The 23,484-nt window shown below is 73.6% G+C and carries 17 protein-coding genes; 11 read left to right on the top strand and 6 right to left on the bottom strand.

What is annotated here, in order from left to right; translation table 11 throughout:
• The first annotated feature begins 7 nt into the window (after positions 1-7).
• Together O7615_RS00340 and dxs are read left to right on the top strand one after the other, a co-directional pair.
• Complete coding sequence (locus tag O7615_RS00340; protein WP_278175093.1) at positions 8-1,192, top strand: anhydro-N-acetylmuramic acid kinase; 1,185 nt, start codon at positions 8-10, stop codon at positions 1,190-1,192.
• 71 nt (positions 1,193-1,263) lie between these two features.
• Positions 1,264-3,210, top strand: coding sequence for a 1-deoxy-D-xylulose-5-phosphate synthase (dxs, locus tag O7615_RS00335; RefSeq protein ID WP_278175091.1), 1,947 nt, complete (start codon positions 1,264-1,266; stop codon positions 3,208-3,210).
• A gap of 173 nt (positions 3,211-3,383) precedes the next feature.
• Here the strand turns inward: dxs and O7615_RS00330 are convergent, their stop codons facing one another.
• The gene (locus O7615_RS00330; RefSeq protein ID WP_278175090.1) at positions 3,384-4,586 is read right to left on the bottom strand and encodes a hypothetical protein; all 1,203 of its coding nucleotides are present in this window, start codon (positions 4,584-4,586) and stop codon (positions 3,384-3,386) included.
• Positions 4,587-5,062: 476 nt separating this feature from the next.
• Here O7615_RS00330 and O7615_RS00325 point away from each other — a divergent pair, with 476 nt between their 5' ends.
• The gene (locus O7615_RS00325; RefSeq protein WP_278181925.1) at positions 5,063-6,835 is read left to right on the top strand and encodes a hypothetical protein; all 1,773 of its coding nucleotides are present in this window, start codon (positions 5,063-5,065) and stop codon (positions 6,833-6,835) included.
• Positions 6,835-8,658, top strand: coding sequence for a hypothetical protein (locus O7615_RS00320; protein WP_278175089.1), 1,824 nt, complete (start codon positions 6,835-6,837; stop codon positions 8,656-8,658). Before O7615_RS00325 ends, O7615_RS00320 begins: the two co-directional genes overlap by 1 nt.
• Before the next feature lie 38 nt (positions 8,659-8,696).
• On the opposite strand, the gene O7615_RS00315 is transcribed toward O7615_RS00320, so the two are convergent.
• Complete coding sequence (locus O7615_RS00315; protein WP_278175088.1) at positions 8,697-10,571, bottom strand: hypothetical protein; 1,875 nt, start codon at positions 10,569-10,571, stop codon at positions 8,697-8,699.
• Between the two features lie 78 nt (positions 10,572-10,649).
• On the opposite strand from O7615_RS00315, the gene O7615_RS00310 reads away from it, so the two are divergent.
• From O7615_RS00310 to O7615_RS00295, 4 genes are all read left to right on the top strand, one after another.
• Positions 10,650-11,981 carry a PQQ-binding-like beta-propeller repeat protein gene (locus O7615_RS00310; protein WP_278175087.1) on the top strand — a complete coding sequence of 444 codons (1,332 nt, stop codon included), beginning with the start codon at positions 10,650-10,652 and terminating at the stop codon, positions 11,979-11,981.
• 94 nt (positions 11,982-12,075) lie between these two features.
• Entirely contained in the window at positions 12,076-12,744 is a 669-nt protein-coding gene (locus O7615_RS00305; protein WP_278175085.1) for a response regulator transcription factor, read from the top strand.
• Positions 12,745-12,770: 26 nt separating this feature from the next.
• A complete protein-coding gene (locus O7615_RS00300) occupies positions 12,771-13,958 on the top strand; it encodes a HAMP domain-containing sensor histidine kinase (RefSeq protein ID WP_278181924.1) in 1,188 nt (395 codons plus the stop codon).
• A 129-nt stretch (positions 13,959-14,087) separates the two neighbouring features.
• Positions 14,088-14,483 (top strand): VOC family protein, encoded by a 396-nt coding sequence (locus O7615_RS00295; RefSeq protein ID WP_278175084.1) that lies wholly within the window; start codon positions 14,088-14,090, stop codon positions 14,481-14,483.
• A 72-nt stretch (positions 14,484-14,555) separates the two neighbouring features.
• Here the strand turns inward: O7615_RS00295 and O7615_RS00290 are convergent, their stop codons facing one another.
• The 4 genes from O7615_RS00290 to O7615_RS00275 all read right to left on the bottom strand — a co-directional run bounded on the left by O7615_RS00290 (position 14,556) and on the right by O7615_RS00275 (position 20,033).
• A complete protein-coding gene (locus O7615_RS00290) occupies positions 14,556-16,625 on the bottom strand; it encodes a 3-hydroxyacyl-CoA dehydrogenase NAD-binding domain-containing protein (protein ID WP_278175083.1) in 2,070 nt (689 codons plus the stop codon).
• Entirely contained in the window at positions 16,622-17,842 is a 1,221-nt protein-coding gene (locus tag O7615_RS00285) for a thiolase family protein (RefSeq protein WP_278175082.1), read from the bottom strand. The genes O7615_RS00290 and O7615_RS00285 overlap by 4 nt, the downstream gene beginning before the upstream one ends.
• Before the next feature lie 223 nt (positions 17,843-18,065).
• On the bottom strand, positions 18,066-19,385 hold the full coding sequence (locus tag O7615_RS00280) for a ribonuclease D (protein WP_278175081.1): 1,320 nt from the start codon (positions 19,383-19,385) through the stop codon (positions 18,066-18,068).
• Between the two features lie 75 nt (positions 19,386-19,460).
• The gene (locus O7615_RS00275) at positions 19,461-20,033 is read right to left on the bottom strand and encodes a DUF3000 domain-containing protein (protein WP_278175079.1); all 573 of its coding nucleotides are present in this window, start codon (positions 20,031-20,033) and stop codon (positions 19,461-19,463) included.
• A gap of 149 nt (positions 20,034-20,182) precedes the next feature.
• On the opposite strand from O7615_RS00275, the gene hemE reads away from it, so the two are divergent.
• From hemE to hemQ, 3 genes are read left to right on the top strand one after another with little or no spacing between them, the layout of a single operon-like run.
• Positions 20,183-21,277 (top strand): uroporphyrinogen decarboxylase, encoded by a 1,095-nt coding sequence (hemE, locus tag O7615_RS00270; RefSeq protein WP_278175078.1) that lies wholly within the window; start codon positions 20,183-20,185, stop codon positions 21,275-21,277.
• Between the two features lie 5 nt (positions 21,278-21,282).
• Positions 21,283-22,689 (top strand): protoporphyrinogen oxidase, encoded by a 1,407-nt coding sequence (hemG, locus tag O7615_RS00265; protein WP_278175077.1) that lies wholly within the window; start codon positions 21,283-21,285, stop codon positions 22,687-22,689.
• Positions 22,686-23,387 (top strand): hydrogen peroxide-dependent heme synthase, encoded by a 702-nt coding sequence (gene hemQ, locus O7615_RS00260; RefSeq protein ID WP_278175076.1) that lies wholly within the window; start codon positions 22,686-22,688, stop codon positions 23,385-23,387. The genes hemG and hemQ overlap by 4 nt, the downstream gene beginning before the upstream one ends.
• Positions 23,388-23,484 lie beyond the last annotated feature (97 nt).

The following is a 23,484-nucleotide window of genomic DNA, read 5'->3' as shown; positions in this document are numbered from 1 at the left end:
TGGCGTGGTGAAGATCGTCGGGCTGATGTCGGGCACCTCGTACGACGGGGTGGACGTGGTGGCGGCCGAGTTCACCGCCGACGGTGACACGCTGTGGCTGCGCCCGCTCGGTCACCGTGGCCTCGACCACGACCGGGAGCTGCGCGCCGCGATCGGGTCGGTGCTGCCGCCGGCGGCCACCACGATCGGGGCGGTGTGCCGCCTCGACAACCGGTTGGGCGAGGTCTTCGCCGACGCCGCGGCGGTCGGCGTGGAGCTGGCCGGTGGCCGCGTCGACGCCGTCGTCTCGCCCGGGCAGACCGTCTTCCACTGGGTCGAGGAGGGGCGGGTCCGGGGCACCCTGCAACTGGGCGCGGTGGCCCGGGTGGCGGCCCGGGTGGGCGTACCGGTGCTCGGTGACCTGCGCTCGGCGGACGTTGCCGCCGGCGGGCAGGGCGCGCCACTGGTCCCGGCCTTCGACGCCCTGCTGCTGGCCGGCGACGAGGCGCCGCGCGCGGCGCTGAACCTGGGCGGCATCGCCAACCTCACCGTGGTCGCGGCCGGGGCACCGGTGCTCGGGTACGACGTGGGCCCGGCCAACGCCCTGCTCGACGCCGCGGCCCGGCGCTTCCTGGACGCACCCTGCGACCGCGACGGTGCCCGCGCGGCGGCCGGCCGGGTGCATCCCGCCCTGCTGGCCGGGCTGCTCGCCGAGCCGTACTACGCCGCGCCGGCGCCGAAGTCGACCGGCAAGGAGCTGTTCCACGGGCGGTACCTCGACGAGCGGTTGGCCGCACTCGGTGCGCCGGTGCCGGTCGACGACGTGTTCGCCACGCTGACCGAGCTGACCGCCCGGGTGGTGGCCGAGGCCTGCGACCGGCACCGGGTGGCGGAGGTGGTCGCCGCCGGTGGTGGGGTACGCAACCGGAGCCTGTGGCGGCGGTTGGCCGCGCTCGGTGCCGGGCGTTGGCGGCTGCGGACCACCGACGAGCTGGGCATCCCGGCACAGGCGAAGGAGGCGTACGCGTTCGCGCTGCTGGGCTGGCTGTCCTGGCACGGGCTGCCGGGGTCGCTGCCGTCGGTGACCGGTGCCGCCCGCGCGGCGGTGCTCGGCTCCTGGACGCCCGCCGGGCCACCGCACCGGGCCGGTCACGGATCGGCCGGCGGCGGCGTGGCGGGCGTGTCGCCACGCCGGCTACGGGTGCGGGACTGACCTGGCGGTCAGCCGTCGCGGCTCGGCGGCCTGGGCTGCATGCCGCGCGCGGGCCGATAGACTCTGCGGTCATGAGTGTTGACGAGGACACGGCCAACCACGGCCGGCTGCTGGCCACGGTGCAGAGTCCCCAGGACGTCAAGCGGATGTCGGCCAGCGAGCTGGACATCCTTGCCGCCGAGATCCGCGACTTCCTGATCGCCAAGGTGTCGCGTACCGGCGGGCACATCGGTCCCAACCTGGGCGTGGTGGAGCTCACCCTCGCCCTGCACCGGGTCTTCGACTCTCCCCGTGACCGGCTGCTCTTCGACACCGGCCACCAGGCGTACGTTCACAAGATCATCACTGGTCGACAGGAGGGCTTCGACCAGCTGAAACAGCGCGGTGGGCTCTCCGGCTACCCCAACCAGGCCGAGAGCGAACACGACATCATCGAGAACTCGCACGCCTCGACCGCCCTGTCCTACGCCGACGGGCTGGCCAAGGCGTACGCGCTGCGGGGCGAGTCGCGCAGCGTGGTGGCCGTGGTCGGCGACGGGGCGCTGACCGGCGGCATGTGCTGGGAGGCGCTGAACAACATCGCCGCCACCGGCAACCCCCTGGTCATCGTGGTCAACGACAACGGCCGGTCGTACGCGCCGACGATCGGCGGCCTCGCCGACCACCTCTCGACGCTGCGGCTGAACCCCGGCTACGAGAAGGTGCTCGACGCCGTGAAGGACGCCCTCGGCTCGACCCCGCTGGTCGGCAAGCCGATGTACGAGGTGCTGCACGCGGTCAAGAAGGGCATCAAGGACGCCGTTGCCCCGCAGGCGATGTTCGAGGACCTCGGCATCAAGTACGTCGGCCCGGTGGACGGGCACGACGTCGCCGCCGTCGAGGTGGCACTGCGGGCGGCGAAGAACTTCGGCGGCCCGGTGATCGTGCACGCGGTCACCCGCAAGGGCTACGGCTACCGCCCCGCCGAGGAGGACGAGGCGGACTGCTTCCACGGCCCGGGCGCCTTCGACATCATCACCGGCAAGTCCATCGCCGCGCCGTCGGTGAAGTGGACCAACGTCTTCGCCGACGAGCTGGTCGCGATCGCCGACGAGCGGCCCGACGTGGTCGGCATCACCGCCGCGATGGCCGAGCCGACCGGCATCGCGAAGCTGGCCCGCAAGTACCCGGAGCGCACGTACGACGTGGGCATCGCCGAGCAGCACGCGGCCACCTCGGCGGCCGGCCTGGCGCTCGGCGGCCTGCACCCGGTGGTGGCGGTCTACGCGACCTTCCTCAACCGGGCCTTCGACCAGGTCCTGCTGGACGTGGCGATGCACAAGCTGCCGGTCACCTTCGTGCTGGACCGGGCCGGCATCACCGGCCCCGACGGGCCGAGCCACTACGGCATCTGGGACATGTCGGTCTTCGGCGTGGTGCCCGGCCTGCGGATCGCCGCGCCCCGCGACGCCACCACCCTCCGCGAGGAGCTGCGCGAGGCGGTCGCCGTCGACGACGGCCCGACCGTCGTCCGCTTCCCGACCGGTGCGGTCGTCGCCGACCTGCCCGCCGTGCGCCGGGTGGGCACCGTGGACGTGCTGGTCGCCCCGGCGCGTACCGACGTGCTGCTGGTCGCGGTCGGCGCCTTCGGCAAGCTGGGCACCGAGGTCGCGGCCCGGGTCGCCGAGCAGGGTTACGGGGTGACCGTGGTCGACCCGCGCTGGGTCCGCCCGGTCCCGGCGGAGCTGGTCGAGCTGGCCGCCGCGCACCGGCTCGTGGTCACCGTCGAGGACGGCGTCCGGACCGGCGGGGTCGGCGACGCCCTCGCCCAGGCCATGCGGGACGCCGGTGTCCAGGTGCCGCTGCGCGACATCGGTGTGCCGGCCGGCTGGCACCCGCACGGCTCCCGCACCCAGATCCTGGCCGACCTCGGCCTGACCGCCCAGGACGTGGCCCGCGACGTCACCGGCTGGATCTCCCGGCTCGACGCCGACCCCATCGAGCCAGCCCCCCTCACCCCCAACATCACCCCGAACTAGCCCACCCCGCCCCCTGCCCCTCCCGCCCTGCCCCTGCCCCGACCTGCTGCGTCGATCTTGCAGTTGTGGTCGCCGAGTTATCCCTTACGTGGCCTTTGCCGGGACAGAAAGTGCAAGATCGGCGGGGAGGGTGGGGCGGCGCGGGGTGAGCGCGTGGTGGGGTGGGGCTCGGGTCAGCGGGGGCGGGAGTTGCCGGCGGAGCGGTAGTGGGTCTTGTCGTCGGCGGCGAGGCTGAAGGTTTCGCGGCGCTCGGGCAGGGGGGCCACGACCAGGCCGGGGCGGTCGACCAGGCGGGTCGTGTTCGGCGGCACCGACAGCGTGGTGTCCTTGGCGGCGCGCCAGCTCAGCACGATCAGCGGCTGACCCGGGACCGGGAGTTCGTAGACCTGCAACGGGTTGGTCCGGTCGGCGGGGGAGAGCACCACCGGGCCCTCGTCGGCGGGTCGGTAGACGACGGCGCTCATCGTGCCCTCGGCGCTCTCCCAGGTGAGCTGCTCCAGCTCGGCCGGCTCGCCGCCGTCGAGCGCCAGTTCGCCGAGCGTACGCACGGCCAGCTTCGCCTTCGGCCAGGACGCCGGCACCGACTGCGGGACGTCCCGGTCCCCGATGCGCCGGAAGATGCTGCCGAACGGGCCGTCCTCGCCGGCCAGCAGGCAGGTGTCGAGATTCGTCAGGGCGCGCCGGCCGGAGCCGCTCTCGTCGCGGACCAGTGGGTAGCGCGGGCCGGTGGTGCCGGTGCCGAGGTCGAGCAGCCGGTCGGTGGCCCGGCCCCTGGGCAGTGACTCGGTGGAGCGCAGGGTGGCGGTCACGGTCACCGCCCGGCACCGGGGCACCTCGACCGGGTCGGTCAGCCCGTCGGTGCCGGGCACGGTGCGGCCGCCCGGTCCGACGAGTCGCCGGACCCGCTCGGAGACGAGGTAGCGCCGCCCGTCGGCGGTCTGCACCGGCAGCACGTCGGAGTAGACGAGGTAGCCGGGGTCGGTGTACTCGGTGGCGTGGCTGACCTCGTACCGGTCGCCGTCGCCGGTGAGCTGGAGCAGCCAGGAGGCGGCCTCACCGGGTACCGACGCGGCGACCAGGGCCAGCGGCACGCCGTCGACGTCGCCGGAGAAGAGGATGCCGGACGAGGGAACGTGTACCCGGTTGTCCACGGGCGAGCGCCAGTCGCGGACCGCCTCGGTCACGGCGGCCGTCGCCGCGGTGTCCTCGGCCAGCGAGCCGCGGGGCGGCCACACGGTCAACGGACCGTCCATGCTGTCGTAGCCGACCCGCAGATCCCGCGGCTGACGCTCGGCGACCGGCCCGCAGGCGGTGACGGCGATCAGCAGGGCGGACAGGCCGGTGACGGTCACGCCGCGCCAGCGGGCTGGAGCCACCTGTCACGCCCCCGATCGCATCGCCTCGTGGTGTCGGAGGGCAATAGTACGAGATGTCCCGGCATGGATTCGCGCCGCCTTACGCTGCGTCGCGCCGACGGAACACCGACCACAGGGGACACCGCGTCGACTTGGGGGCTATTTCCCTACTCGGGTAGACTCCGCCGACTGTGACGCCTGCCGAGACCCGCGCCGCCGCGCCGCCGAAATCCGCCGACGTCGCCGACTCTCCGTCCGAAGCAGTCACGGTCGGTGAGGGTACGCGCAACCCCGTCCCGGCCCCGAGCGGTGCCGCTCCGCCCGCGACCGAGGCCGCCCCGCCCGCCACGGACGCTCCGCCCGCGACGGACGCCCCGCCCGCGACCGAGACCGCCCCGCCCGCGACGGAGGCTCCGCCCGCGACCGGGGTCGAGTCCACGGCCGGGATCCCGGCGGACGCGGGCCCGGCTGCGGACACCGGTGCGCGTGGTGCCGACGTGGCCGGCACCGCGGCGGCGGGTCGGCGTCGCTTCCGGTGGACGCGCCGCCGGCAGGATCTCGCGATCGTCGGTGCGTTCCTGCTCACCGCGGTCTGGGTGACCAGCCAGATCTGGATGGACCCGGCCGGACGGGTGGCCTCGCTGTACAGCAGCGACCCGGCCCAGGTGCAGTTCTTCCTCGCCCACTCGGTACGGGTGGTGCTGCACGGGGAGTTCCCGTTCTTCACCGAGCAGTTCAACTATCCGGACGGCGTCAACCTGATGGCCAACACGGCCATCCTCGCGCTGGGTATCCCGATGGTGCCGGTGACCCTGCTGTTCGGGCCCGCGGTCACCTTCGTGCTGCTGGTGACGCTCGGCCTCGCCGGCACCGCGTCGGCCTGGTATTACGTGCTCTCCCGGCACGTGGTGAGCAACCGGCTCGCCGCCGTGGTGGGTGGGTGGTTCTGCGGCTTCTCGCCGGCGATGCTGTCGCACGCCAGCTGGCACCCGAACATCATCAGTCAGTTCCTGCTGCCGTTCATCGTCTGGCGGGTCATGGTGATCACGCGGTCGACCCGGCCGTACCGGGACGGCGCGCTGCTGGCCCTGCTGGTCACCGCGCAGGCGTTCATCAACGAGGAGATCCTGCTCTTCACCGCGATGGGCTGCGGGATCTTCCTGATCGCGGTGGTCATCCAGCGGCCCGCGCTCTGGTCGGCGGCCTGGCGTCCGCTGGCCAAGGCGCTGGCCACCTGCACGGTGATCGCCGGCGCGCTGCTGGCGTACCCGCTGTACATCCAGTTCGCCGGGCCGATGGCGTACCACGGGCTCAGCGACGCCGTCCGCGACTACGGCAACGACGTCGCCGCGTACTTCGCCCAGGGCTCACCGACCGTCGGCGGCAACCAGCGGGCGAACGTCAACCTGGCACCGAACTACTCGGAGGAGAACGCCTTCTTCGGGTGGGGCCTGGCGTTGATCGCCGTCGGCATCGTGCTCTGGCTGCGCCGGGAGGTGCTCGTCCGGGCGCTCGCCGCGACCGCCGCCTTCTACACCGTGCTCTCCCTCGGGGAGCGGATCACCTGGTGGGACCGGGAGCTGATCGTCGGGCCGTGGGAGTGGCTGGTGCGGCTGCCGTTGCTCGACGCGGTGGTGCCGACCCGGTTCGGCATGATCACCAGCGTGGTCGTGGCGATCCTGTTGGCCCTGGCCATCGAGCGGACCCGCACGCTGTCGCTGGACCGGGCGACCGTGCGTACGCTGACCGTCGCCGGCCTGGTGCTCGCGCTGCTGCCGATCACCCCCATGCCGTTGCCGATGACCTCCCGCCCGCCGGTGCCGGAGTTCATCACCTCCGACCGGTGGCGCGCCTACGTCGGGCCGGACCAGACGCTCGTGCCGATCCCGGTGCCGAGCATGGGCAACACCCACGGCATGCGCTGGGCCGCCTCCACCAACCTCGACTTCAAGATCCCCGGGGGGTACTTCCTCGCCCCGCGCAACGGCAACACCGGCGACCCGGGCCGCTTCGGCGGCCGGCCCAGCGGCGTGGGGCGGCTGCTGGAGGAGGTCGCCACCACCGGCCGGACGCCCGAGCTGGACGACCGCCAGCGGCGCCGGTCCCTGGACGAGCTGCGGCACTGGCGGGCGGCGGTGCTGGTGCTGCCGGTCCGGCAGCCGCACTCCGAGCCGCTGCGGCAGACCGTCGAGCAACTGGTCGGCCCGGCCCGGCTCGAACTGGACGTCTGGGTGTGGGACGTCCGGTCGCTGACCGACCGCCGGGCCTGATGTCGGTCGGTACGGCCGAACGGGGTGTCGAGGTCGCGACCCGCCGCCGTCGGCGGCTTCCCTCGCGTACCGCCGATGTGGCGGTGGTGGCCGGCTACCTCGCGCTGGCGGCGTGGCTGACCAGCCGGCAGTGGGCGCGCCCGGACCGCCTCTTCCACCAGGCCGGCGACCAGATCCTCTTCGAGTGGATGCTGGCCCACGCGGCCCGCGCCGTGGTCGGGCCGGAGAACCCGCTGTGGAGCGACGCCCTGAACGCACCCGGCGGGGTGAACCTGATGGCCAACACCTCGGTGCTCGGGCTGGGCATCCCGCTGACCCCGGTCACGCTGCTGTTCGGGTCGCAGGTGGCCTTCGGGGTGGCGGTGGTGGGCTGTCTCGCCGGCACGGCCACCGCCTGGTACGCGCTGCTGCGCCGCCGCCTGGTCGCCTCGCGGGTGGCCGCCGCCGTCGGCGGGCTGGTCTGCGGCTTCGCCCCCGGCATGGTGGCCCAGGCCGGGTCGCACCTGCACATGGCCGCCCAGTTCCTGGTGCCGGTGATCCTGGCACTGGTGTTCCGGCCCGAGCCGGCCGACCCCGGACCGGTCCATTCCGAAGCGGTCCGGCCTGAGGCCGGGCGGCGGGTGTGGCGGCGCGGGGTGCTGCTCGGGCTGGTCGTGACCTACCAGGTCTTCCTCGGCGAGGAGGTGCTGCTCTTCGTGGCGCTCGCCGCCGGTGTGTTCGCCCTCGGGTACGCGCTGGCCGACCGGGCCACCGCCCGCCGGCTCGCCCCGGCCACGGCCGGCCGGATCGCGGTCGGCGCGGTGGTGGCGGGGACACTGCTGGCGTACCCGCTGTGGTTCCAGTTCTTCGGTCCCGGGCACTACCGGGGCATGCCGTTCCACGCGTACGGCTATCAGCTGGACGTCGCCTCGTTCACCGCCTCGGCCCGGCAGACCGTGTTCGGCGAGCACCGCCCGCCCGGCCTGCTGGCGCCCAACCTGACCGAGGAGAACTCCTTCTTCGGGCCGGGGCTGCTGGTGCTGGCGCTGGTCGTCACGGTCTGGCTGTGGCATCGCCCACTGGTGCGGGCGCTTGCCGCGTGCGGGGTGGTGTTCGCCCTGCTCTCCCTCGGTGCGCGGGTACGCCTCGACGGCGCGGTGACCGACCTGCCCGGACCGTACCGGCTGGTCGCCGGGCTGCCGCTGCTCGACCACGTGGTGCCGGCCCGGTTCTCGCTGGTCTGTGTACCGGTGCTGGGCATCCTGGTCGCGCTCGGCGTCGACCGGGTCCGCCGGCAACCGGCCACCGGCACGGCGGTGCGGCTGCTGCTGGCCGGGGCGGTGGCCGCCGCGCTGCTGCCGCTGGCGCCGACACCGATCCGCACCGTCCCGGCCTGGCCGGTGCCGGCGTTCGTCGCCGACGGGACCTGGCGGGCGTACGTGCCGGCGGGGCGGACGCTGGTGCCGGTGCCGCCGGTGACCAACGCGGGCCGCAGCCCGGCGATGCTCTGGTCGGCCCGCACCGGGCTGGCCTTCACCGCCCCGGGCGGCTTCTTCATCGGCCCCCGCGCCCCGGACGACCCCCGGGCGCGCTGGGGTGCCCCGGACCGGCCCACGTCGCTGCTGCTGCGGCGGGTGGCCGAGACCGGCGAGATGCCGCCGATCAGCGACGTCGACCGCCGGCAGGCCGTGGCCGACCTGCGGCACTGGCGCGCTGCCGTGGTGGTGGTCCAGGGTGGACTGCCGCACGGTGAACCGGTGCGGCGCACCGTCGAGGCGCTGCTCGGTCCGGCCCGGGAGATCGACGGAACGCTCGTCTGGGACGTACGTCCGTTGGTCGGCTGAGCCACCGCCGGCAACGGTCCGTCGATCACGCCCGCGCGTCACACCCGGTCGCGCACGTCCCAGAGCCAGACGTCGTCCACCCGCTGCGGGTCGCCGAGGAGCGCGGTCAGCAGCTCGCGCAGCACGGGCTCGCGGGGATGGGCGCCGAGCACCACCACCGACGCCCGCCAGAAGCGCAGGTCCTCCACCGCCTGCCGGCGGTTCTCGTCGGTCAGCTCGTCGGGCAGGTGCCCGGCGTCCATGGTGCGGTAGATGAGCGTGCTGGTGGGCCGGTTCGGTGCCCCGAAGACGCCCTCGCCGTCGAGGTTGGGGCCGATGAAGTAGCCGGCCGGGATCGGGAACTCGTGCCCGGTCAGTGCGCTCCACCGCAGCGTGGACAACCCGTGCACGTTGCTGGGGATGGGCACCGGCACCAGCGTGCGCCCCTGCGGCACGTACGGCCGCCAGGCGCCGGAGGTGATGAAGGTCGGCGGCGGGTCGATCGGCTCGGCCGGCAGCGGGCTGGGCAGCAGCGGCAGCACGGCGAGCGTGATCGCGGCGTACCCGATCGGGCGTTGCCAGCGGTGCCGCAGCCGGGTGGCGCTGCCCGGTGTGCCGGCCGTGCCCGGCGCCTCGGCGGTGCGCTGCGCCGGCACCGGCGGCCGCTGGTTGCCGGCCACCGTGTCCCAGGCCAGCGCGAGCAGGACGCCGAGCGCGGCGGTGGTCACCAGGGTCAGCCGGGTCGGCATCATCATCTCGACCAGCGGCAGGTCCTCCGGGATGTACGACCACGGGCCGGCGATGCCGGTCAGCTCGCCGTCGAACCGGATCTCCGGGCCGAGCGATGCCACCGAGAAGACCACCGCCAGCACGGCGAGGATCCGGGCCACCAGCGAGCGGCGTACCAGCAACGCCAGGGCCACCACGGACAGCAGCACCAGCGGCCAGCCGAACCAGGTGTTCTGCTCGGTCCGCCCGATGGTCGCCTCCACCGCCTCGTTGCCGACGATGGTGTCGCGGGCGAAGGTGACGAAGGCGACGACATCCTCACCCCAGCTGTGGAACACCCCGCCCTGCAGGCCCCGGTAGGACTGCGGGCCGTTGAACTGGAACCAGATCGGGTAGGCGGCCAGCAGCAGGGCCACCCCACCACCGGTGCCCAGCCCGGCCGCGAACGTCCCGGCCCGCGCCCACGCGGCGCGCGGTCTCAGCACCGCGTACGCGACCACGACGACCAGGCAGGCCAGCGCGGTGAGCAGCAACATCTCCTCGTTGATGAAGATCTGGTACGCCACCAGCAGCCCCAGCACCAGCCCGTTGCGCCGCCACCGGCCGGGCTCGGCCAGCCGGAACACCCGCACCACGATCAGCGGCAGCAGGAAGTTGGAGACGAAGTTGGGCTGGCCGTTGGCGTGGTGCACGATGCCGGGGGCGAAGCCGAGGAAACCGCCGCCGACGAAGGCCGCCGCCCGGGACCGCACCAGGTGCCGCGACAGCATCCAGTACGACGTGCCGGCGGTCGCCGCCAGCGCACCGCCCAGGTAGAGCGCGTAGACCACCTGGGGGCCGAGCAGCATGGTGAGCGGGGCCAGCGGCAGGGTCACCCCGAGCAGCGAGGTGTTGGCCATCATGTTCACCCCGTCGGGGGCGTTCTGCTGCGTACTGAACAGCGGGTTCTCCAGGTGACGCACCGAGTACGCACCGTGCGAGAAGAGCCACTCGAACCAGCTGTGGTCGGTGGGCAGGTGCGACGAGACGCGGTTGTTCACGTCCACCCAGTAGTTCAGGCAGACGACGACGCCGAGCAGCACGTAGGCTCCGATGGCCAGCACGTCGGCGCGCACCGGTCCGCGTCGGGGGCGTCGTGTCGTCGCGCGCGTCTCGACGGTCTCGGAGACGGGGTTCAGCGAGGGATCTACCACCGGCACAGCCACGACGGGCCATCGTACAGGCGGGCGCCGGGGCACCCGACGGCCTGCGGGCGCGTGTCGGGCGCGGCGGGGAGGACGAGCGTGACGGTGATCGACCTCGGTGAGCTGAGCGGGCCGACGGAGCCGGAGCCGCCGCCTCGCCAGCGCCCGGCCGGGCGACGCCGCCCGGCCGGTAACGGTAACCGGTGGTGGCGGGTGGGGCTGGTGGCGCTGGCCGCGCTGGTGGCGCTGACCGGGGCCGCGCCGCCGGCAACACGGGTGCACGCGACGGTGCCGGCCGGCCTGGGGTCGGATCTGTTCTTCACCGAGGAGTACCTCTTCACCGCCACCCCGGCGCGCGGGGTGACCGACGGCAGGCAGGAGTTCGTCGCCTACCGCCGGCCGACCCGGGCCACCGTCGCGCCGCAACAACTGACTCCACTGTGGAAGATTCCCCTCCCGCACGGCGTCCGGCTCCTCCGGGTGGAGGCCGTCGCCGACGGCGGCGTGTTGCTCGCCATGATGCTGTCGGAGAGTACGGGCGGCGACAGCCGGACCCTGCTGCTGGACCTGCGGACCGGGCAGGAGCGTTGGCGGACCGCCGGGATCGGCACCCCCGACGCGTCGGGCCGGGTGCTGCTCGAGACGTTCTCGTACGACGAACCGATCAGGCTGCGCGCGGTGGAGCTGGCCGACGGCCGCGAAGTGTGGTCGACCATGTCGCCGCCGAGCTGGGTGGCATACCACCGGCGCGACGGGGTGATCGACGCCATCGTGCTGTCCAGCTACGCCGGTGACGTCGAGGTGCGCGACGCGACCACCGGGCGCGTCCGGGACCGTCTCGCCCTGTCCCACGACGACCCGGACGGCTACCAGCGGTCGTCGCTCATCGGCGACCTGGTGCTGGTGGTCCGCAACTCGCAGGTCGTCCACGCCTACAGCATCGACGGGCTGGTGCCGCGCTGGCAGACCACCCTGCCGCTGGCCGACCACGTGAGCCAGTGTGGGGCGTTTCTCTGCGTCCAGGCGAGCGGTGACGGTGCGTACGCCCTCGACCCGGCGACCGGGGCGGTACGGTGGCATACCGCCGAGGATGTCGAGGTGCTGCGGGTGGCGGCCACCAGCGCACTGGCGCAACTGCGGGCCAGTCCTCGTGGCGTGGCGCTGGTCGCACTCGATGCGGCGACCGGGGCGGTGGCGACCGACTACGGCGGCTGGGACGCGGTCTCCTTCTACGAGGACGAGCCATGGCTTCTCGGGGTTCGCCAGATCCCGGACGTGGGGGTGGTGCTGGCCCGGCTCGACCCGGCCGAGTCACAGCCGCGACGCCTCGACGTGCTGCCCGGCGTCGTCCGCGCCTGCCACACTCGCTTCGGCCTGATCGCCTGCCCCCGACAGGACGGCAGCTTCGGGGTGTGGCAACTGCCGGACTGAGCGCGGTCACCAGCCGGGCCGGGCCGGCGCGGCGGGTCGGCTTGGCAGCCGACGCTAGGTTGGCGGATGGTCGCCGGCGAACAAGGGGCGTGACATGCGGATACTGGTGGTCGAGGACGAGCGCAACCTCGCCGACGCGATCGCGCGGGGGCTGCGCAAGCGCGGCATGGCGGTGGACGTCGCCTACGACGGCGACAGCGGCCACGAGATGGCCTTCGTCACCCGGTACGACGTGGTGGTGCTCGACCGTGACCTGCCGGGCATGCACGGTGACCAGATCTGCGCGGAGTTGGCCGCGTCCGGCGCGCTGACCCGGGTGCTGATGCTGACCGCCAGCGGCACGGTCGCCGACCGGGTCGAGGGGTTGCAGCTCGGCGCCGACGACTATCTGCCCAAGCCGTTCGCCTTCGACGAGCTGGTGGCGCGGGTGCAGGCGCTGGGCCGGCGGGCCACCCCGGCGGCGCCGCCGGTGCTGGAACTCGCCGACCTGGTCGTCGACCCGGCGCGGCGGGTGGCCACCCGGGGTGGGCAGCAGGTGGAGCTGACCAACAAGGAGTTCGGCGTGCTCTGCGAGCTGCTCAAGGCGCGCGGTGCGGTGGTATCCAGCGAGGAACTGCTGGAACGGGTCTGGGACGCCAACACCGACCCGTTCACCACCATCGTCCGGGTCACGGTGATGACCCTGCGCCGCAAGCTCGGCGACCCTCCGCTGATCGAGACGGTGGTCGGGGCCGGCTACCGCACCGCCGGGGCGCCGGCGTGACCCGCCCGCCGTGGCTGCCGCCCACCCTGCGACTACGCCCGAGGCCCCGGCCCAACCTCCGGCTCCGGCCCACCCTGCGGCTGCGGCTGACCCTGCTCAACGGCGTCCTGCTGGTGGGTGCGGGCGCGATCCTGGTGCTGCTGGCCTGGCTGCTGGTCCGCGACGCGCTGCGGCCCACCGACGAACTGCTGCCCGGCACCACCGTGGTGCTCGCCGACGGGCGCTCGCTGGACGCGGCCACCTGGCAGCGACAGCTGGTCGACTCGGCCTCCGGGGAGCTGCTGGCCAAGGGACTGGCCGCGCTGCTGGCGATCGGCGCGGTCGGCGTCGTCGGGGCGTACGCGGTCGCCGGGCGGGCGCTGCGCCCACTGCACCAGGTCACCGCGACCGCGCGCCGGCTCGGCGAGACCACCCTGCACCAGCGGATCGGCTACTCCGGGGCGGACGACGAGGTGGCCGAACTGGCCGACACCTTCGACGCCATGCTGGACCGGATCGCCGCGGCCTTCGACGCGCAGAAGCGGTTCGTCGCCAACGCCTCGCACGAGTTGCGGACGCCGCTGGCCGTGATGCGTACCGAGATCGACGTGACGCTCAGCGACGACGAGGCGGGCACGGCCGACTACCAGCGGATGGCGACCGTGGTGCGCGACGCCTCCGAACGCGCCAACGGTCTGGTCGACGCGCTGCTGGTGCTGGCGCGCAGCGAGGCGCAGACGGGTCGCCGCCTGGGCCGGCGCACCGAGTGCGACCTGGCCGCCGGCACGGTCAACGCGCTCTCCGCCGTACGCCGGGAGGTGGAGCGGATCAAGCTGGCCGTGCAGACGTCACTGGAGCCGGCGCCGGTGGTCGGCGATCCCGGGCTGCTGGACCGGCTGGCCGGCAACCTGATCGAGAACGCGGTCCGCTACAACCACCTGCACGGCCGGCTCTGGGTGCGGACCGGCTCGGACGGGCAGCGCTCGTGGCTGGTGGTGGGCAACACCGGCTTCGAGGTGGACCCGGCGGATGTGCCGGGGCTGTTCGAGCCGTTCCGTCGGGGTGGCCGGGAGCGGACCGGTGCGCGCGGGTCGGGTCTCGGCCTGTCCATCGTCCGGGCGGTCTGCGACGCGCACGGCGGCACCGTCGCCGCCGTGGCACAGCCCGGCGGCGGCCTGGAGGTGACCGTGAACCTGCCGGCGGCCGACGCGTCCGCGCCGGACCTGGGCCGGTGAGCCACCTCACGATGTCGGAACAGACCGCCGCCCACCGCGTCGTCGGCGGTCGTGCGGGTGGGCCGCGTACGACCCATCGGGTTTCCTGCCGTCGGATATCTACTTGATCGTTTGTGAGAGGTAAGAACCATGGTGTCGAGAGTGCGCTGGATCGATTTCTACTGCGCGGATCCGTTCACACTGGCGAGTTTCTGGTCCGAGGTCACCGGGTTGCGGCACGACCCGGATGGCAAGCCCGGTGATGAGGAGTGCGCCCTGTTGTCGGGCGCGGACATCGTCGAGGGCGGCATGCTCTTTCAGCGGGTGCCAGCGGGCACGGTGACGAAGAACCGGTTGCACCTGGACATGCAGCCGACCGACCGTACCCGCGACGAGGAGGTCGAGCGGTTGCTCGGCCTGGGCGCGTCGTTGGTCGCCGATCACCGCAAACCGGACGGCACCGGATGGGCCGTCCTCGCCGATCCGGAGGGCAACGAGTTCTGCGTGGAACGTGGCACGGCGGAGCGCGCCACCACCGGCACCTGACCGCTCCGGAGAGGAGTTCGCGGTGGTCACCCGGCCGGGTGACCACCGCGATCCTGCTCGTTGCGCGCCTGCTCAGCCGGCCAAACTGGCCACTCCACGGGGCAGGAACCGCTGGCCGGTGACCCGCTCGCTGGTGCCGGTCCGGTCCAGGTACGGCGTCACGCCGCCCAGGTGGAAGGGCCAGCCGGCGCCGAGGATCATGCACAGGTCGATGTCCTGCGCCTCGGCGACGACGCCCTCGTCCAGCATCAGCCGGATCTCCTGGGCCAACGCGTCGAGCGCGTTGCGGCGTACCTCCTCCTCGGTGAGCGGTTGGTCGCCGACGACCAGCAGCTTCGCCGCCTCGGCGTTGATCTCGTCGTCCACCACGATCGGCTGACCGGAGTCGGCGATCCGCTTGAGGTTCTCGCTGACGCCGTAGCGGTCCGGGAACGCGGCGTGCAGGGTGCCGCCGACGTGGTACGCGACCGCCGGGCCGACCAGCTGGAGCAGCGCGAGCGGGCGCATCGGCAGACCCAGCGGGTCCAGCGCGCGGTTGGCGACCTCGAGCGGGGTGCCGGCGTCGACGGCGGCGAAGACCGTGCCGAGAAACCGGGTGAGCAGCCGGTTGACCACGAACGCCGGCGCGTCCTTCACCAGCACCGACGACTTCTTGAGCTGCTTGCCGACCGCGAAGGCGGTGGCCAGCGTGGCGTCGTCGGTCCGCTCGCCGCGGACGATCTCCAGCAGTGGCAGCACCGCGACCGGGTTGAAGAAGTGGAAGCCGACCACCCGCTCCGGGTGCGCCAGCTCCGCCGCCATCGCCGTGATCGACAGCGACGAGGTGTTCGTCGCCAGCACCGCCTCCGGCTTGACGATCTTCTCCAGCTCCGCCCAGACCTGCTTCTTGACGGTGAGGTCCTCGAAGACCGCCTCGATCACGAAGTCGGCATCCGCGAAGACGGACGTGTCGACCGAGCCGCTGACCAGGCCGTACAGCTTCGCGGCCGTGCCCTTGTCCATCCGGCCCTTGCTGACGGCCTTCTCGATCTGGGCGTGCACGTAGCCGACACCGGAGTCCACCCGGGCCTGGTCCAGGTCGGTCAGCACGACCGGCACCTGGAGGCGGCGGGCGAAGAGCAGCGCGAGCTGGCTGGCCATCAGGCCGGCGCCGACGATGCCCACCTTGGTCACCGGCCGGGCCAGGCCCTTGTCCGGTGCGCCGGCCGGCCGCTTGGCCCGCCGCTGCACCAGGTCGAAGGCGTACAGGCCGCTGCGCAGTTCCTCGGAGAAGACCAGGTCGGCCAGGGCCTCGTCCTCGGCGGCGGTGCCGGCCGCGAAGTCGGCGTCCTTCGCCGTCTCCAGCAGGTCCAGCGCCTTGTACGCGGCCGGTACCGCCCCGTGCAGCCGCTGGTCCAGGGTCTGCCGGGCGAAGTAGAGCACCCCCGCCCACATGTCCTTGTCGACCTCGGGGCGGGTCACGGTGACCTCGCCCCGGACGACGCCGGCGGCCCACTCCAGGGAGCGCTCCAGGAAGTCGGCCGGCTCCAGCAGCACGTCCGCGATGCCCAGCTCGGCGGCCTGCTTCGGTTTGAGCATCTTGTTCTGCATCAGCGGGTTCTGGATGATCACCTGGGTCGCCGCCGGAATGCCGATCAGGTTCGGCAGCAGCTGGGTGCCGCCCCAGCCCGGGACCAGACCGAGGGAGACCTCGGGCAGCGCCAGGGCCGCCGCGCCGGCCGACAGCGTCCGGTAGTGGCAGTGCAGGGCCAGTTCCAGGCCGCCGCCCATCGCCGCGCCGTTGACGAAGGCGAAGGTGGGGACCTCGCTGTCCTTCAGCCGGGCGAAGACCCGGTGGCCGAGCCGGCCGATCTCCAGCGCCTGCGCGCGGTCGGCCAGCTGCGGCAGGCCGGTGATGTCCGCGCCGACACAGAAGATGTACGGCTTGCCGGTGACCGCGATGAACGCCGGATCCGCCGCGAGGGCGGCGCTGATCGCCTCGTCCAGGCTGGTCAGGCCGGCCGGGCCGAAGGTGTTCGGCTTGGTGTGGTCGAATCCGTTGTCCAGGGTGATCAGGGCGGCCGGGCGGTCCAGCCCCGGCACGTTCACCTGGCGCAGCAGCGCCTTCGTGACCACCTCGTTCGGTGCCGCGAGCGCGCTCACTTGTCTCCCTCCCGCTGAGCCGGCTGGCTGGACTCCGTCCAGTGTGGGTTCTCCCAGATGACCGTGCCGCCCATGCCGATGCCGATGCACATGGCGGTGAGGCCGTAGCGGACCTCGGGGTGTTCGGCGAACTGCCGGGCGAGCTGGGTCATCAGCCGTACGCCGGAGGAGGCGAGCGGGTGGCCGATCGCGATGGCGCCGCCCCACGGGTTGACCCGCGGGTCGTCGTCGGCGATGCCGAAGTGGTCGAGGAAGGCGAGCACCTGCACGGCGAACGCCTCGTTCAGCTCGAACAGCCCGATGTCGTCGATGGTCAGGCCCGCGATGCGCAGCGCCTTCTCGGTCGACGGGATCGGGCCGACGCCCATCACCTCGGGCTCGACGCCGACGAAGCCGTACGACACCAGCCGCATCGCGATCGGCAGGCCCAGCTCGCGGGCGGTGGCCTCGTCGGCCAGCAGGCTGGCGGTGGCGCCGTCGTTCAGGCCGGCCGCGTTGCCCGCGGTGACCCTGCCGTGCGGGCGGAACGGGGTCTTGAGGGTGGCGAGCTTCTCCAGCGAGGTGTCCCGGGGGGCCTCGTCCACTCCTGCCAGGCCCCAGCCGGTCTCGGGGTCGCGGATCGCCACCGGCACCAGGTCGCCCTGGAGCTTGCCGTTGGCGTACGCCTTCGCGGTCTTCTGCTGCGAGGCCAGCGCGAACGCGTCGGTGCGCTGCTTGGTGATGTGCGGAACCCGGTCGTGCAGGTTCTCCGCGGTGGAGCCCATGACCAGCGCGGACGGGTCGACCAGCTTCTCGGCGACGATGCGCGGGTTCGGGTCGACGCCCTCGCCCATCGGGTGGCGGCCCATGTGCTCGACACCGCCGGCGATCGCCACGTCGTAGGCGCCCACCGCGATGCCGCTGGCGACGGTGGTCACGGCGGTCATCGCCCCGGCGCACATCCGGTCGATGGCGAAGCCGGGAACGGTCTTGGGCAGCCCCGCCAGCAGGGCGGCGGTCCGGCCGATGGTCAGGCCCTGGTCGCCGATCTGGGTGGTGGCGGCGATCGCGACCTCCTCGACCCGTTCCGGCGGCAGCTGGGGGTTGCGGCGCAGCAGTTCGCGGATGCAGCGGATCACCAGGTCGTCGGCGCGGGTGTTGGCGTACATGCCACCCGCCTTACCGAACGGGGTGCGGACGCCATCGACAAAGACGACATCCCGAACTTCACGGGGCACTTGACCCTCCTTCTCGACCACAAAGGCCGCCGGCACAGGCGTCCCCAAATGCTACTCGCCAGTAATAACCCCCGCCCCCACCCCCCGCTGTGGCCCACCCCACACCCACCCGCCCCCGCCCCCCGGGGTTTCTCCCGTTGATCATGAAGTTAGCGGGCGGTTTGATCTCTAAAACACCCGCTAACTTCATGATCAACCGGGTGAGGGGTGGGGTGGGTCGGGGTTAGGGGGTGGGGGTTAGGGCGGTGGGGAGGTGGGGGAGGAGGAGGGTGAGCTGCCATTCGCGGGCGTGGTGGGCGCGGAGGGCGTCGGCGACGGTGGTCTCGGTGATCTCCTCGGGGGGTTGCCAGGCGACGCGGCGGATGGTGTCGGGGGAGATGAGGTTCTCCGGGGGCAGGTGGTGCTCGCCGGCCACCCGCAACACCACCTCGCGGCAGCGGGCCAGGCGGGCGGCGGCGGCCGGGTCCCGCTCGGCCCAGCGGTGCGGCGGCGGCGGGCCCTCCACCGTCGGCGTCGCCGGCAACGCGTCGTCCGGCAACTGCCGCGCGTCGTCCAGCGCCGTCAGCCAGGTGCGGGCCAGCCGCCGCACCGAACGACCACCGAAGCCGGGCAGGGTGAGCAGCGTCTTCTCGTCTTTCGGATCCAGCTCGGCCGCCGCGACGATGGCCGAGTCGGGCAGCACCCGGCCCGGCGCCGTGTCCCGGCGGGCGGCGATCTGGTCACGCGCGTACCACAGGGACCGGACCCGGGCCTGCGCCCGCGCCCCGCGTACCCGGTGGATGCCGGAGGTCCGCCGCCACGGCTCGGCCCGCACCCGGGGCGGCCGGGCGCCGGTACGCACCAGCGCGGCGAACTCCTCCGCCGCCCACTCGGACTTGCCCTGCCGGGTCAGCTCCTCGGCGAGCGCGTCGCGCAGGTCGGTCAGCAACTCCACGTCCAGCGCGGCGTAGGTCAGCCAGGATTCCGGCAACGGCCGGCTCGACCAGTCCGCCGCCGAGTGGTGCTTCTCCAGGCTGAAGCCGAGCAGCTGCTCGGTGAGCGCGGCCAGTCCCACCCGTTCGAAGCCGGCCAGCCGGGCGGCCAACTCGGTGTCGAACAGCCGGCGCGGGCGCAGCCCGAGCTCGGCGAGGCAGGGCAGATCCTGGTTGGCCGCGTGCAGCACCCACTCCGCCTCGGCGATCACGGCGTCGAGGGCGCTCATGTCGGGCAGCGGCAAGGGATCGATCAGCGCGGTGCCGGCGCCGGCGCGGCGCAGCTGTACGAGGTAGGCCCGCTGGCTGTAGCGGTAGCCGGAAGCGCGTTCGGCGTCCAGGGCCACCGGCCCCGCACCGGCCGCGAACCGGGCCACCACCTCGGCGAACTGCTCCGGGGCGGCCACCGGCTCGGGGGTGCCCTCACGGGGCGCGGTCAGCGGCACGGACTCGCCGCTGGTGGGCTCGGTCCCCGCGTCCGACGGCTCCGGCCGCGCCGACCGCGGGTGGTGCGTGTCGTTTCCCGTACGGCTTGCGGCGGCCCGACGGCGCAGGGGTGGTTCGTCGGTCACCTGACAACCCTAGTGCGCGAGCCGTTCACGCGGCGCGCACCCGCCCCCGCCGCGTGTCGGCCGCGGCGAACCTGCTCAGCCGGTGGTGGCCCGGCGGTGCTCGGGCAGGGCGGTGATGCCGGGCGGGGGCAGGCCGGCGGTGGAGGCGAGCAGGGTGCACCAGGCGTACAGGTGCGGGGCGAGGCCGATGCCGGTCGGGGTCCACGAGGCGCGGATCTCGATGTCGGCGGCGGCGGGCGGGCCGGCCAGCTCCCCGAACCGGGTCGACATCGTCTGCGTGATCGTCCCGCCGATGGCCCGGTGCCCCGCCTCCTGGGCGTCGAGGGCATCGGTGAGCCACGTCCAGCCCACCCCGGGCAGCAGCGGGTCGGCGGCGAGGTCGGCCTCCAACTCGGCGGTCACGTAGGTGACCAGCCGCAGCGTGCCCTGCCACGCCTCGTGCCCGGCCGGGTCGTGCAGCAGGATCAGTCGCCCGGTGGCCACCTCGTCGCCGTCGCGTAGCACGGACGCGGAGAGCGCGAAGGAGTACGGCGCCAGCCGCTGCGGTGCGCCGACCTCCTCCAGCAGGATCTCCGGTCGCGGCGTCGCCGACCGGAGCCCGGCGACCGCGCGGGCGAAGGTGTCCGGAAGCGCGATCGGGGCGGCCATGACCGCAGCCTAAGCCGCCGCCCGGTTCCCGGCCCGGACGGCGCGCCGACGATCGACTGGCCGGTGATCGCCTGTCCCAACGAGGAGCCCTTCCTGTCACGTCACAAAGGTGGCGGTGGGCGTGGGGGCGGGACGGGGCGCGTGGCACGATGGCCGCGATGACCACCGACACCACGGGCACCGCCGCCCGAGACGACGAACCCCGCCCCGGTGGGCCCGCCGACTCGCCCTTCGTGCGGGCATGCCGGCGCCGGCCGGTCCCGCGTACCCCGGTCTGGTTCATGCGCCAGGCGGGCCGGTCGCTGCCGGAGTACCGCGAGATCCGGGCCAACGTGGCGATGCTGGAGTCCTGCCGCCGGCCCGACCTGGTCACCGAGATCACCCTCCAGCCGGTGCGCCGGCACGGGGTGGACGCGGCGATCCTCTTCAGCGACATCGTGGTGCCGGTCGCCGCCGCCGGGGTCGACCTGGACATCGTGCCGGGCACCGGGCCGGTGGTGGCCGAGCCGGTGCGCACCGCCGCCGACGTCGAGCGGATCCGTCCGATCGGCCGCGACGACGTCGGGTACGTGGACGAGGCGGTCCGGATGCTGGTCAAGGAGCTGGGCGACACCCCCCTGATCGGCTTCGCCGGCGCCCCGTTCACGCTGGCCAGCTACCTGGTGGAGGGCGGCCCGTCGCGTACCCACGCGAAGACCAAGGCGCTGATGTACGGCGAGCCCGAGCTGTGGCACGCGCTGGCCAGCCGGCTGGCCGAGGTGACCCTGGCGTTCCTGCGGGTGCAGGTCGAGGCCGGGGTTTCCGCGGTGCAGCTCTTCGACTCGTGGGCCGGCGCGCTCTCCGAGGCCGACTACCGCCGGTTCGTGCTGCCCCACTCGACGACCGTGCTCTCCGGGCTCGCCGACGCGGGGGTGCCGCGGATCCACTTCGGGGTGGGCACCGCCGAGCTGCTCGGCGCGATGGGCGAGGCCGGGGCCGACGTGGTCGGCGTCGACTGGCGTACCCCGCTGGACGTGGCGACCCGCCGGGTCGGGCCGGAGCGGGCCGTGCAGGGCAATCTCGACCCGTGCGTGCTGCTGGCCCCCTGGCCGGTGGTGGAGGCCGAGGTGCGCCGGATCCTGGAGCAGGGGCGGGCCGCACCGGGGCATGTGTTCAACCTCGGCCACGGCGTGCTGCCGGAGACCGACCCGGAGGTGCTGACCCGGGTGGTCGCCCTGGTACACGAACTCACCGCCGGAGGCTGACCGGCATGGCGAGGCGGCGGGTGGCGGTGGTCGGCGGCGGCATCGCGGGGCTGGCCGCCGCGCTCCGGCTGCGCGACCGCGCCCCCGAGGGCACCGAGATCACCGTGTACGAGCAGTCCGGCGCGCCCGGCGGCAAGCTGCGTACCGGCGAGCTGGCCGGCGGGCCGGTGGAGTTCGGCGCCGAGTCGTTCCTGATGCGCGACCCGGCGGGCGGGGAGTCCGCCGCCGTGGCTCTGGTCCGCCGGCTCGGGCTGGCCGGGCGGATCGTGCACCCGACCGTCGGGCAGGCGGCGCTGGCCGTCGACGGCGGGCTGCGCCCGATACCCGGCGGCACGCTGGTCGGCGTACCCGGTGATCTGGAGAAGGTGGCGGCGGTGGCCCGGCCGACGCCCACGGCCGACCGCGACGGCGGCGGGCCGCTGCTCGGCGGCGACCAGGACATCGCGGTCGGCGCGCTGGTCCGCGCCCGGTTCGGCGACGAGGTGGTCGACCGGCTGGTCGACCCGATGCTCGGCGGGGTGTACGCGGGCCGCGCCGACGACCTGTCCCTGGTCGCCACCATGCCCGCCCTGGCCCGGGCCGCCCGGGTGGAACACACGCTGCTCGGCGCGGTACGCGCGGCGCAGGCGGCCGCCCCCCGGGCCCCCGGCGAGCCGGTCTTCGGCACCCTCGACGGTGGGCTCAGCACCCTGGTCGACGCGGCCGTCGCGGCCAGCGGCGCGCGGGTGCGGACCAACGCGACGGTACGCGAACTGGCACCGGTCGCCGCCGGCTGGCGGCTGACGGTGGGCCCGACCCGCGACCCCGAGCACGTCGAGGTCGACGCGGTGGTGCTGGCCGTGCCGGCGCGGCCGGCGGCCCGGCTGCTCGCCGAGATCGTCCCGGCGGCGGCGAAGGAGATCGGCGGGCTGGACTACGCCAGCGTCGCGCTGGTCACCCTGGCCCTGCCCGAGCCGGCGCTGCCGGAACTCGCCGGCTTCCTGGTGCCCGGCACGGAGGGGTTGCTGATCAAGGCGTCCACCTTCTTCACCACCAAGTGGGGGCACCTGCGCCGGCCGGACGGGCTGGCCCTGGTGCGCGCCTCGGTCGGCCGGTACGGCGACCAGGCCCAGCTCCAGCGCCCCGACGAGGATCTCGCCGCCACCGTGCACCGGGAACTGTCCGCGGTGCTGGACGTGCCGTTGCCGGCACCGGTCGACGGGCACGTGCAGCGGTGGGGCGGCGCGCTGCCGCAGTACACCCCCGGTCACCTCGATCGGGTGGCCGCCGCGCGGGCGGCGCTGCGGGCGGCCCATCCGACCCTGCGGCTGGCCGGCGCCGGCTACGACGGGGTCGGCATCCCGATCTGCGTCCGCTCCGGCGAGACGGCGGCCGAGGAGATCATCACAGCACTGGAAGGATCGGGGACATGAGCGAGCAGAGCAACGCGGCCCGGCTGCGGGAGCTGAACTCCACCATCCGCTACACGATGTGGTCGGTGTTCCGGGCCAGCGCGCCGCTGCCCTCGCTGCGCGACAACGTCACCGGCGAGGTGGAGTCGCTGATCGAGGAGCTGGCCGGCAAGGACGTGGTGGTCCGGGGCACGTACGACGTGGCCGGCCTGCGCGCCGACGCCGACCTGATGATCTGGTGGCACTCCTCGTCGAGCGACGCGTTGCAGGACGCGTACCTGCGGTTCCGGCGGACCACCCTGGGCCGGGCGATGACCCCGGTCTGGTCGCAGATGGCGCTGCACCGGCCGGCCGAGTTCAACAAGAGCCACGTCCCGGCGTTCCTGGCCGGTGAGGAGGCCCGCGCCTACCTCTGCGTCTACCCGTTCGTCCGCTCCTACGACTGGTATCTGCTGCCCGACGCCGAGCGGCGGGAACTGCTCGCCGAGCACGGCCGGATGGCCCGGGGCTACGCGGACGTACGCGCCAACACCGTCGCCTCGTTCGCGCTCGGCGACTACGAGTGGATGCTCGCCTTCGAGGCCGACGAGCTGCACCGGATCGTGGACCTGATGCGCGACCTGCGCGGCTCGCGTGCCCGGCTGCACGTGCGCGAGGAGGTCCCCTTCTACACCGGCCGTCGCCGCGCGATCGCCGACATCGTCTCCGCCCTCGCCTGAGGCATACCTCGTCCCTGAGGTCCAGGAAGGTTCCCGTCCTTGGTGGATCGATATCTGTCGAGGGGTTGACAGGCATTGTGTTACCGCTAACATTCGT

This window comes from Micromonospora sp. WMMD1082 (genome assembly GCF_029626175.1).
In the GTDB taxonomy this organism is placed as follows: Bacteria; Actinomycetota; Actinomycetes; order Mycobacteriales; family Micromonosporaceae; genus Micromonospora.
This window is presented reverse-complemented; position numbering and strand designations above follow the sequence as displayed.

Bases quoted from the DNA above. Each gene is read 5' to 3' on its own strand.
- O7615_RS00305 (WP_278175085.1), top strand. From the start codon at position 12,076: ATGCGGATACTGGTGGTCGAGGACGAGCGCAACCTCGCCGACGCGATC.
- hemQ (WP_278175076.1), top strand. From the start codon at position 22,686: ATGAGCGAGCAGAGCAACGCGGCCCGGCTGCGGGAGCTGAACTCCACC.
- O7615_RS00275 (WP_278175079.1), bottom strand. From the start codon at position 20,033: ATGGCCGCCCCGATCGCGCTTCCGGACACCTTCGCCCGCGCGGTCGCC.
- dxs (WP_278175091.1), top strand. From the start codon at position 1,264: ATGAGTGTTGACGAGGACACGGCCAACCACGGCCGGCTGCTGGCCACG.
- hemG (WP_278175077.1), top strand. From the start codon at position 21,283: ATGGCGAGGCGGCGGGTGGCGGTGGTCGGCGGCGGCATCGCGGGGCTG.
- O7615_RS00320 (WP_278175089.1), top strand. From the start codon at position 6,835: ATGTCGGTCGGTACGGCCGAACGGGGTGTCGAGGTCGCGACCCGCCGC.
- hemE (WP_278175078.1), top strand. From the start codon at position 20,183: ATGGCCGCGATGACCACCGACACCACGGGCACCGCCGCCCGAGACGAC.
- O7615_RS00295 (WP_278175084.1), top strand. From the start codon at position 14,088: ATGGTGTCGAGAGTGCGCTGGATCGATTTCTACTGCGCGGATCCGTTC.